Annotated in this window: 11 protein-coding genes; 1 reads left to right on the forward strand and 10 read right to left on the reverse strand. The window is 32.6% G+C overall.

Annotation, left to right across the window (positions count from 1 at the left end):
* Nucleotides 1–4: 4 nt before the first annotated feature.
* The 6 genes from ccoG to C8C83_RS26775 form a co-directional block, all read right to left on the reverse strand.
* A complete protein-coding gene (gene ccoG, locus C8C83_RS26750) occupies nt 5–1,423 on the reverse strand; it encodes a cytochrome c oxidase accessory protein CcoG (protein WP_121325798.1) in 1,419 nt (472 codons plus the stop codon).
* Between the two features lie 12 nt (nt 1,424–1,435).
* Nucleotides 1,436–2,374: a cbb3-type cytochrome c oxidase N-terminal domain-containing protein gene (locus C8C83_RS26755; protein WP_121325799.1), complete on the reverse strand. Its 939-nt coding sequence runs from the start codon at nt 2,372–2,374 to the stop codon at nt 1,436–1,438.
* A 1-nt stretch (nt 2,375) separates the two neighbouring features.
* Nucleotides 2,376–2,570: a CcoQ/FixQ family Cbb3-type cytochrome c oxidase assembly chaperone gene (locus tag C8C83_RS26760; protein ID WP_121325800.1), complete on the reverse strand. Its 195-nt coding sequence runs from the start codon at nt 2,568–2,570 to the stop codon at nt 2,376–2,378.
* 7 nt (nt 2,571–2,577) lie between these two features.
* Nucleotides 2,578–4,764 carry a cytochrome-c oxidase, cbb3-type subunit I gene (gene ccoN, locus C8C83_RS26765; RefSeq protein WP_121325801.1) on the reverse strand — a complete coding sequence of 729 codons (2,187 nt, stop codon included), beginning with the start codon at nt 4,762–4,764 and terminating at the stop codon, nt 2,578–2,580.
* A gap of 2 nt (nt 4,765–4,766) precedes the next feature.
* Nucleotides 4,767–4,958, reverse strand: coding sequence for a cbb3-type cytochrome oxidase assembly protein CcoS (ccoS, locus tag C8C83_RS26770; RefSeq protein ID WP_121325802.1), 192 nt, complete (start codon nt 4,956–4,958; stop codon nt 4,767–4,769).
* A gap of 115 nt (nt 4,959–5,073) precedes the next feature.
* A complete protein-coding gene (locus C8C83_RS26775) occupies nt 5,074–7,461 on the reverse strand; it encodes a heavy metal translocating P-type ATPase metal-binding domain-containing protein (protein WP_132011980.1) in 2,388 nt (795 codons plus the stop codon).
* Nucleotides 7,462–7,664: 203 nt separating this feature from the next.
* Here C8C83_RS26775 and C8C83_RS26780 point away from each other — a divergent pair, with 203 nt between their 5' ends.
* Entirely contained in the window at nt 7,665–8,345 is a 681-nt protein-coding gene (locus tag C8C83_RS26780) for a Crp/Fnr family transcriptional regulator (RefSeq protein ID WP_121329888.1), read from the forward strand.
* Here C8C83_RS26780 and mazG read toward each other — a convergent pair whose 3' ends face one another.
* From mazG to def, 4 genes are all read right to left on the reverse strand, one after another.
* Complete coding sequence (gene mazG / locus C8C83_RS26785) at nt 8,346–9,116, reverse strand: nucleoside triphosphate pyrophosphohydrolase (RefSeq protein ID WP_121325803.1); 771 nt, start codon at nt 9,114–9,116, stop codon at nt 8,346–8,348.
* A 107-nt stretch (nt 9,117–9,223) separates the two neighbouring features.
* Entirely contained in the window at nt 9,224–9,994 is a 771-nt protein-coding gene (locus C8C83_RS26790) for a carbonic anhydrase family protein (RefSeq protein ID WP_132011981.1), read from the reverse strand.
* Nucleotides 9,995–10,253: 259 nt separating this feature from the next.
* Entirely contained in the window at nt 10,254–10,739 is a 486-nt protein-coding gene (locus C8C83_RS26795) for a DUF5606 domain-containing protein (RefSeq protein ID WP_121325804.1), read from the reverse strand.
* A 70-nt stretch (nt 10,740–10,809) separates the two neighbouring features.
* Entirely contained in the window at nt 10,810–11,400 is a 591-nt protein-coding gene (gene def, locus C8C83_RS26800) for a peptide deformylase (RefSeq protein WP_099711643.1), read from the reverse strand.
* Nucleotides 11,401–11,511 lie beyond the last annotated feature (111 nt).

Raw genomic sequence — 11,511 nt, forward strand, 5'->3', positions numbered from 1 at the left:
ATTTTTAATTAAAACTTCGTGGCCCTAAAAAATTAGTTGTGGTAGTTTCGATCAATTCTTTCCCGTTGTAAACTCCAATTTCAACTTTGGTTTTATCACTTTCTAAAAGAGCCTCATCTATTTCTATAAATAAGGTTCCTTGCGAAATTCCTTCTTTTAAAACTTTAAAATGTTGGTTTCCCACATTTTTAATAGTTCCTCTTTGATTAATTAACTCAAAATGAATATCATGATAATCACTCATTGTCTTATTTACAATCTTATAGGTGTATACATTGCTAATCTTATCTCCTTTGTGCTGAAATAACTGCCCTGGCAAGCGCAAAACAATCGCCTGAACGTCTGTTCTTAAAAATAACATTCCAACAAAAACACTTAACAAAATAAACAAAACAGCTGTATAGCCTTTCATTCTTGCTGTAAATTTGAAAGGCGCTTTTTTTACAATTTCATCTTCAGATGCATATCGAATAAGTCCTTTAGGCAAACCAACGCTTTCCATAATTGTATCACATTCATCAATACAAGCCGTACAATTAGTACATTCTAATTGTGTTCCATTTCTGATATCAATTCCCATTGGGCAAACGTGTACACATTGATGACAATCTATGCAATCACCTTTTCCGGTTGCAACTCTATCTTCTTTTTTATTGAATTTTGCGCGACCAACCTCCTTTTCTCCTCGTACAAAATCATAAGCCACATTAATTGATTTATCATCTAAAAGTACACCTTGTAATCTTCCGTAGGGACAAGCAATAATACATACCTGCTCGCGAAACCAAACAAAAACAAAGTAGAAGACTCCTGTAAAAATCAACAGCGCAATAAAATTACTTGCTTGTTTAATTGGCCCCTCTTTAACCATCAAAAATAGTTGATCACTTCCTACAAGATAAGCCAGAAAAACATTGGCAATACCAAATGAAATCAGAAAAAAAACAAACCACTTTATTGATCTCTTTCTTATTTTTTCTGCATTCCATTCTTGTCGTGACAATCGTAATTGAGCACCACGATCACCATCTATCCAATATTCTATTCGGCGAAAAACCATTTCAAGAAAAATAGTCTGTGGACAAATCCAACCACAAAATATTCTACCAAATACAACCGTAAACAAGATAATAAATACAATACCTACAAGCATTGAAATTACAAAGAGATAAAAATCCTGTGGCCAAAACGGAAATCCAAAAATATTAAAACGACGTTCCATAACATTGAACATCATAAATTGGTTTCCATTTACTTTTATAAAAGGATTGGCAACTAAAATAGCCAACAAAACATAGCTAACTATTTTCCTGTATTCATAGAATTTACCAGACGGTTTTTTAGGGAAAATAAATTTTCGATTACCCCCTTCATCAATAGTTCCGATGGTATCTCTAAAAGCTTCGTCTGGTAAATTTGACATGATCTATTATAATTATTTTTTAACTTCTGTACTATCCTTAGCTGTACTTGCTGCGGTATCTTTTGCTGGTGCACTTTCATCAACCCAAACTTCTCCTTCCGGTTCTTTCGGATCTTTTGGATTACTTCCTTGCAAGGAAAGAATGTAACTTGCTACTTTTTGAATTTCCTTAGGTTTTAAGGTTCCCTTCCAGGCAATCATTCCTTTACCATCACGACCTCCGTTAGTTATCGTATGAAAAAGATTTTTAATTCCTCCACCTAAAATCCAACGATCATCTGTTAAGTTTGGTCCAATTTGCCCTCCGGCATCGGCACGATGACAAGCAGCACAATTGGTTGTAAATATTTCTTTTCCAATGGCTAAATTTTCTGGATCGGTAAGTAAAACAACCGTTTTTTCATCCATTAAATCCGGAGCTGTTTTAAGATATTCGTCTACATCTATTTTTGCCTGAGCCATTTCTTTTTTAAGCTCCATTTCCTGATCGTCTCCACCAAAAATTTCATAACGGGCAAAATAAACTACTCCAAAAACAATACAGATATAAAATAAATACACCCACCACGGCGGTAAATTATTATCTAATTCTTTGATTCCATCATAATCATGATCCATCAATAAGTCACCTTCTTTTTCTATAGGTTCTGTTTTAGTAAGCTTGTGCATTAAGTCCTTGTACCAAGTACTTTCTGTTAGACTCAAACTATTTTCGTATTCTAATTTTGCCTTTTCTTCCGGTGACATCAATTGATACATCACACGATTAACTGCACTTAATGTAATCTCGATTGCAATCAGAATAAATAAAAAGACAAGCAAAAAGACCGAAACCATTGGGTATTTTATAAAAGCCGGTTTATCGCCTGAATCTATAAAGTATTCCATCAACCCGAAAACGATGAAGAAAATCAGCGGTACTCTTACATATACTGGGAAAAATTTTTTCATATTAAATATCTTTTGAAATTATACCATGACCTTCATCTAAAGGTATTTCACTCATTTCCTGTATTTTTTCTTTTTTATAGGAGAAAACCCAAAAGCCTAAGCCAACAAAAAAGAAAAAAAATATCAAGAGAGAAAGTATCGGGTAAATTTCGATACCCGATATAGTCTCCATATTGTGTTTAATTTGTTCAAACATAATGCTGTTATTTAGAAGTCTCTTTTACTTTAATATCAGTTCCAAGTCTTTGTATATAAGCAATCATTGCAACGATTTCTCTCTCATTCATAGGAATGAATTTTTCGCCTTTTGCAGCTGCTTTTTTCTTACTATCCTCGTAACTTTTTACATAGTCAGGATCGTTTTCCAGACTTTTTTCTATTGCAAGCGCCTGAGTTCTTAATGTTTTTTGTGCATTTGCAATCTCTGCTTCCGTATATGGAACACCCAAAGTAACCATGGCTTGCATTTTCTTTTGAGTTAATGAAATATCCATTGGCTCATTATCAAACAGCCATTTATAACCCGGCATAATTGAACCTGCCGAAATACTTTGTGGATTCCAAAAGTGATTAAAATGCCAATTATCATTATATTTACCTCCAACTCTTAACAAATCAGGACCTGTACGTTTTGATCCCCAAAGGAATGGATGATCATATACAAACTCTCCTGCTTTTGATTGTGGTCCATATCGCTCTACTTCACTTCTAAAAGGACGAACAGATTGTGAGTGACAACCCACGCAACCTTCTCTGATATAGAGATCACGACCTTCAAGTTCTAACGGCGAATATGGCTTAACACTTGAAATTGTCGGAATATTAGATTTAACCATAATTGTTGGCACAATCTGAATAATACCACCTATTAAAATTGCAATTGTTGCCAAAATCGTCAACTGAATTGGTTTTCTTTCTAACCAGGTATGGAATTTTTCTCCACTAAGTCTATTATTACTAATTCTTTGTAAAGCTGGAGCCTGAGCTAGTTCATCTTCAATAGTTTCTCCTGCTTTAAGAGTCATTATAATATTATAAACCAACGTTAGCATACCAATCAAGTACAAACTTCCTCCAATTGCTCTCATCCAATACAATGGCATAATAGCGGTAACTGTTTCAAGGAAATTACCGTAAGTCAATGTACCATCAGGATTAAATTGTTTCCACATTGATGCTTGTTGAAAACCGGCAACGTACATTGGTAAAGCGTATAAAATAATTCCCAAAGTCCCAATCCAGAAATGGAAATTGGCCAATTTCTTAGAAAACAACGTGCTTTTCGTCATTCTTGGAATCAACCAGTAAATGATACCAAATGACATGAATCCATTCCATGCTAATGCTCCTACGTGAACGTGTGCAATAATCCAATCTGTATAATGCGCGATAGCATTTACATTTTTTAAAGAAAGCATTGGTCCTTCAAAAGTTGCCATTCCGTAACCTGTAATCGCAACTACGAAGAATTTCAAAACAGGTTCTTCACGAACTTTATCCCAGGCTCCTCTCAATGTTAATAAACCGTTGATCATTCCTCCCCAAGAAGGAGCAATTAACATTACTGAAAATGCAACTCCTAAATTCTGAGCCCAGTTTGGTAAAGCCGAGTATAATAAGTGGTGTGGTCCTGCCCAGATATAAATAAATATCAAAGACCAAAAGTGAATAATCGATAAACGATAAGAGTAAATAGGACGATTAGCTACTTTTGGGATAAAGTAATACATTAATCCCAAAAATGGTGTTGTTAAGAAAAACGCAACTGCATTATGACCATACCACCATTGTACTAATGCATCCTGAACTCCTGCATAAACAGAATAACTTTTTAAAGCCGAAACCGGAAGTTCAATATTATTGAAAATATGCAAAACTGCAACTGTTACAAAAGTTGCCAGATAAAACCAAATTGCAACATATAAATGACGCTCTCTACGACGTAGCATTGTACCAATCATATTGATTCCCATTACAACCCAAATAAGTGCAATAGCGATATCAATTGGCCATTCTAACTCGGCATATTCTTTTGAAGATGTATAGCCTAAGGGTAATGTTATAGCTGCGGCAACAATAATAAGCTGCCAGCCCCAAAAATGTAAGTTACTTAAAAAGTCGCTAAACATTCTCGCTTTTAATAATCGTTGCAGCGAATAATACATACCTGCAAAAAAGGCATTTCCCACAAAGGCAAAAATAACCGCATTGGTGTGTAATGGTCTTAATCGACCATAACTAAGCCATGAAATCCCATCTGTCATGTTGGGAAAAAGGTACATAACCGCTAAGGTTAGCCCCACTAACATACCTACCACTCCAAAAAGGATAGTGGCATAAATGAATTTTTTAACAATTTTGTTGTCGTAGTAAAACTGTTCCATTTCCATAATTATACTTGTTTTTCTTCGGTTGGTGAATTATTCTTTTCCGGGGTAATTTTGGTTTCATCGTCAAAAAGCATTCTGACTGAAGGAGTATAATCGTCATCGTATTGTCCGGATTTGACAGCTACAATAAAGGCAATAAAGAACCCAATTGCGACGAAAATACTTACTGAAATTAATAGATAAATAACACTCATACCTTAAATTTATGTTAACAAAATTAATGCGTAAGAGGCGAGTAAAACATGATAATTATCATAGTACGGGCAGATATGTTAAATTTAGACAAAAATAACGTTGAATTATTTATAATCATTTTAAATTACTGTTACTGAAATAGTTAGACATAAAAGTCACAAAACTTACTATCGTAATAGTACTTAAAGGCATGATAATAGCAGCTACTAAAGGAAGTAAATTCCCACTAATTGCGAACGAAAGTCCTACCACATTATAGAGTAATGATAAAACAAAACTCATTTTTATAATTGTAATTGATTTTTGTGATAACTTTAGAAAATAATCCAGTCGCGAAAATTCACTTGCTGCTAAAATCGCATCACAAGCAGGAGAAAACACATTGACATTTTCAGAGATAGAAATACCAACATTGCTCTGCGCTAGTGCTCCAGCATCATTTAAACCGTCTCCAACCATCATTACATTTTGACCACTTTCCTGTAGTTTTTTGATAAACTCGAGTTTCTGTTCTGGTTTTTGATTAAAAATCAATTCTGTATTTTGAGGTAAAATAGCTTCCAGATTTTCACGCTCGCCGTCATTATCTCCTGAAAGTACTTTTATTTGGTACTCTTTACTTAATTTCAGGAATAACTTTTCTAAACCTTCCCTATATTGATTTTGGAATGTGAATTTCCCATAATAAATAGTATCAATTCTAATGTGCAAACCTGTTTTTTCAATTTCTGAAATCTCTGAAACTGGACTTTCAACAAACGCCGCAGATCCTATTTTAATTTTTCTATTTTCTACAGTCGCCTCAATTCCTTTTCCGGTTATTTCCTGAAAATTACTGATTACCATTTTTTTCGATTCCGGCAAAAAATCATACAGCATTCGGCTTAAAGGATGATTTGAGCCACGAAGTACATTTTTAATAAGTATCAAATCTTCCTCTGTCAATACATTTCCTTCGTATAAAATATTTGACTTTTTATTGGTTGTAATTGTTCCGGTTTTATCGAAAACAATTGTATCAACTTTTGCTAATTGTTCGATTACCAAAGCATTTTTAAGATACATTTTTTGTTTCCCCATTATCCTCAGAATATTACCAAAAGTAAAAGGTGCTGTAAGTGCCAATGCACAAGGACAAGCCACAATTAAAACTGCTGTAAAAACATTGAAAGCTGTATTGGCATCGATAAATATCCAATAACCAAATCCTCCAAAAGCAATTAATAATAATATCGGTGTAAAATAGCGGCTAATTGCATCCGTAATCGTTTTGTGCTTTTGAAATACCTTTTTCTGGAATATTTCGTTGCTCCATAATTGTGTCAGGTAACTTTGTGAAACGGAATGCAAAACTTCCATTTCTACAACTTTTCCAATTTGTTTTCCGCCTGCAAATACTTTGTCTCCGGATTTTTTCGTGATTGGAACTGCTTCTCCTGTAACAAAACTATAATCAATTTCGGCACTTTCGCTTATTAAAATACCATCAACCGGAATTAGTTCCTGATTTCTAATCAATAATCGATTGCCTTTTAATATATCATAAATAGGTACACTTTCTTCTGAAGCATCTGCATTGATTCGGGTAACCGCAATTGGAAAATAGGATTTAAAATCTCTTTCAAAACTTAAGAAACTATACGTTTTTATTTGAAACATTTTTCCGAGTAACATAAAAAATACCAATCCTGTTAAACTATCAAAAAAACCGGATCCATAATTCATAACAATGTCAAATGTACTTCGCACAAACATCACAATAATTCCTAAAGCAATTGGAATATCAATGTTCAACATTCCGGATTTTATACTTTTATAAGCCGAAACATAATAACCGCTTGCTGAGTATAAAAAACTCGGCAATGCCAAAACAAAAATTAAAATTCTAAAAAAAGGTTTGTAATTATCAAGCCAAAACTCTTTGATTTCGAAGTATTCCGGAAAAGAAAGCAACATGATATTTCCAAAACAAAAAAATGCGACTCCAAGTTTATAAGTTAAACTTCTGTCTACGCTGTTTTTTCCTGTTTCGTAATTTTCTAAACTAATATAAGGTTCATAACCAATTGAACTTAGCAAATTAGCAATCTCCTTAAGAGAAACTAGATCTGAATTGAAAGTAATTCGAACTCTTTTTTCAGGAAAATTAACCTGAGAAGTACTTATTCCGGATTGAATTCTGTTTAGATTCTCCAGAATCCAAATACAAGAACTACAGTGAATATGAGGTATATTTAAGGAAACTATTGAAGTGTTTCCTTCTTTAAATTCTAATACTTTTGATAAAATAGCTTCGTTGTCCAGAAAATCATATTTGCCTTCTATATCTTGAGGAGTTGCACCTGGTGATTTTTCAAAATCATAATAACAGGTTAAATCATGAAGACTAAAAATTTCGTAAACGGTTTTACAGCCGTTGCAACAAAACTTTTTTTCATCAAAATTGATTTCTTCATTTTTAGGAATGGTAAGTCCACAATGAAAGCAACCCTGCTCACTCATAATTTGTTTTTTTTAGTGCAACAAATATTCCAAATAACAAGCGATTTTAAATATGACATTTATCATATTGCAATAAAATCTAATTCTAAATTTACTCAAATAAAACTGAGAAATAACAACATAAGACATTTTATATGTTTTTTCCCTAATAATAAGACCTTCGAAAGCGAATAATGGTTAATTTTGCAGTAAATATTTTTGCTATGAATAAATGTGACCAATGTATCGTAAGACAGTTATCTTCTCTTAAAGCGCTGAATAAAGATGAGGTAATAAAGTTGGCTAATAGCAAATCTACTTACACTATAAAAAAAGGCGAAGCTATTTTTGAAGAAGGCGAAGTAACAAATGGTGTTTTTTGTGTAAAAGACGGCGTTGGAAAACTTTCTAAATTAAGCGCGAACGGAAAAGATCAGATTATCAAGCTGGTAAAATCAGGCGAACTCTTAGGACAACGTTCTATGATTAGTAATGAACCAGCAAATTTGACTGCAAAAGCGGTTGCGGATATGGAAGTTTGTTTTATTCCGAAAAGCGAAATCATACATTTCTTTAATAATAACAATCAATTCTCGATGAACCTGATGCAATCTGTTTGTGAAGATTTGAAAGAATCTGAAAACGATAAAATTGCCTTAGTTCAAAAAACTGTAAAACAACGATTAGCAGAAACTTTGCTGTATTTGTATGATGCCTTTGGAGAAAACACAGACAAAACGCTAAAAGTACAACTAAGCCGAGAAGAATTAGCCGGAATGATTGGAACTGCAACAGAAAGCTGCATTCGATTATTATCTGATTTTAATAAACTGGAATTAATTGAATTACTAGGAAAAAAAATTATCCTTAAAGATGTAAGAGCATTAAAAAAACTAGCTGAATAGTTATAGTTTTTTTGCTTCGTTCCAAAACACGTCCATTTCTGCCAAAGTCATATCCATTAAAGGTTTTCCTAATTCACTGGCTTTACTTTCGAGATATTGAAAACGCTTAATAAACTTTTTATTTGTGCGTTCTAAAGCATCTTCGGGATTCACATTTAGAAATCGTGCATAATTAATCATCGAGAATAAAACATCACCAAATTCGGCTTCAATTTTATCCTGATCACCAGATTTAACTTCGACTTGTAGTTCTTCAAGTTCTTCCTGTACTTTATCCCAAACCTGATGTGGTTCTTCCCAGTCAAAACCAACTCCTTTTACTTTGTCCTGAATTCGGCTTGCTTTTACTAATGCAGGTAAACTTTTTGGAACGCCTTCTAAAACAGATTTTTTACCTTCTTTTAGTTTTAATTTTTCCCAATTTTGTTTGACTTCTTCTTCGTCTTTTACAACTGTATCGCTATAAATATGAGGATGACGATGAATTAGTTTATCGCAAATTTCATTACAAACATCAGCAATATCAAAATCATTGGTTTCTGAACCAATTTTAGCATAAAAAACAATATGCAATAATAAATCACCTAATTCTTTTTTAACTTCATTCAGATCATTATCCAAAATGGCATCACCTAATTCATAAGTTTCTTCAATTGTAAGATGTCTAAGCGTCTGCAAAGTTTGCTTTTTATCCCATGGACATTGCTCACGAAGCTCATCCATAATAATTAATAATCTTTCGAAGGCTTTAAGTTGAAGTTCTTTGCTCATTTGTTTTCTATTGTTGAATCAAAATTAGATATTTTAATTAATTAAATGAGGCATAAATACAAAAAAAGAAGGCCGTAATAGACCTTCTTTTTTGTATAAACAATCAATTATATTGATTCCTTAATTATTCTTCCATTTAATGGCTGCACATTTCTAAAATTATTAATTGGCATTATCTTTCTCAGATCTTCAATTATTTTTGAAGAAACGCCTACAGGATTTTTTAAAATATACCATTGAACTCCTTCTGTACAAGGCGGAGTAGTAAGTGAGCCTGTGTAAGTATAATATGTCTGATTTTCCGGCAGTACTTTATTAATATTAAAATCTTCGTTTACTTTTATGCTTTCATTTACTTTTAGAGGTAAGAATTTGTCCAGAAACTCAAATGCTTCGTTGATTTCCTGATCCTCCTGAGCCATAATTGCAACTACGGCATACTTGCCATCTTTGTTCATGTGAACCATATGAATAACTAATGGATATCTTACACCACGAATGGTATGTTCTGCAGGTTCATGAAAATGAAATTGTTTTAATTCATACTTATCACCGTTTATCATAATGTAATCGTCCGGTTCAAAATCAACCTGAATCGAATGTCCATTATTTATGATATCATGAATTTTTGTTTTTTCATTGTAATGAAAGTCAATTGGAAGCAACGTTTTATCTGTTTCTGTATTTATTATATCTATTGGCGATTGTGCACTTCCTCCACAATCATTCTGATCAATTTCTGACCAATGTTCCGGTCCGGTTTCTCCTTCGTAATTCCAATGCTTTTTCTCTTCTTCTTTCGTGTTATTTTTATCTGAACATGCAACAAACATCATCAAAACTGAACCAAGCAAAATTTTTGCGGTTATTCTTTTCATTTTTTTTTATTTAAATTTTTTATTTGAAATAACCTTGATTAACAAATATTACCTAAAAATCAAAAATTACGTTTGAAACGCAATTTTATTTCCCTAATTTCAATACTTTTAAATAGATTATTTTTCTTACAAAATTAAATTTTAAATTTAGTTTTGACACAATGAAAAGTCATAAATAAAACACAAAAATACTTACAAAAAAAATCCTGCTAAGAAAACATCTTAACAGGATTTAATATATTTTGAAAGTAAAAATATACTATTCTTCTTTTTTAGCTTTTGCTTTTTTAGCAGCTGGAGCTTTTTTTGGTTTTTCTTCAGCAACCGGAACTTCCTCAGTAACTTCAGCAGCAGCTGGAGCAGCGTCAGTAACTAAACCTTTTGCCTCAAGTGTATTGTACCAGTTTAATACTTTTTTAATATCAGAAGGATAAACTCTTTCTTCATCATAATCAGGTAAAATTTCTTTGAAATAAGCCGCTAACGTAGCATTATCTTCTTTGTGTGAAATAGCCTGACCTTTATTTTCTTTAGTTGCAATACGTTGCATTACTTCAGTCAATGGTTTTTCACCATCGTGTGTATAAATTGAAATCTCTGATAATAAACTTACGTTACTTTTTAAGTTTACTGTAATTTTTTTTCCATCTAATAATGATTCTGCCACAAAACCTGTACGAGTTTGTACTTTCAATACATATAAACCTGGTTTCCCAGAAATGGCTAAAATTTTCTCTAAATTCATGTTTATTAAAATTAGTATTAAGAATTTGATTTATTATATTTTGTTGATTCTAAAACTTACTTTAGAATTCTTATCTTCCTTTTTTGGCAGCTGCAAATTTCATTCTGTACTCTTGAAAAGTTTTACCTTCAGTAATATTTTTCAATTTCTTTTGGATCAAACGCTTTTTCAATGAAGAAATTTTATCTGTAAATAAAACGCCTTCGATATGATCGTATTCGTGCTGAATAACTCTTGCAATTAAACCATCAAAAACCTCTGTTTTCATTACGAAGTCTTCTTCACAATATTCGATTGTAACAGTTGGTTTTCTATAAACATCTTCGCGAACATCCGGAATACTTAAACATCCTTCGTTAAAACTCCACTCCTCACCTTCTTCTTTAACTATCTTAGCATTGATAAAAGTTTTTTTGAAACCTTTTAAATCTTCTTGCTCTTCTGACGGTAAATCCTCATCATCGCTAAACGGAGTCGTATCAATCACAAACAAACGAATTGCCATACCTACTTGCGGTGCAGCAAGTCCAACACCATAAGCGTTGTACATGGTTTCATACATGTTTGCTATCGTTTCTTTTAAGTTTGGGTAATCTGGCGTAATTGCCTCACCCACTTTTCTTAAAACAGGATCACCATATCCTACAATTGGTAAAATCATTTGTATTATTTTAATGTATTATCTACTGAAAAACCTAAATTTAGTCCTCCTTAATTCAGGTGGCAAAAATAGTAAAAAATAGTCAATGAATAATTTTATACCATAGAATAT

Source organism: Flavobacterium sp. 90, assembly GCF_004339525.1.
In the GTDB taxonomy this organism is placed as follows: Bacteria; Bacteroidota; Bacteroidia; order Flavobacteriales; family Flavobacteriaceae; genus Flavobacterium.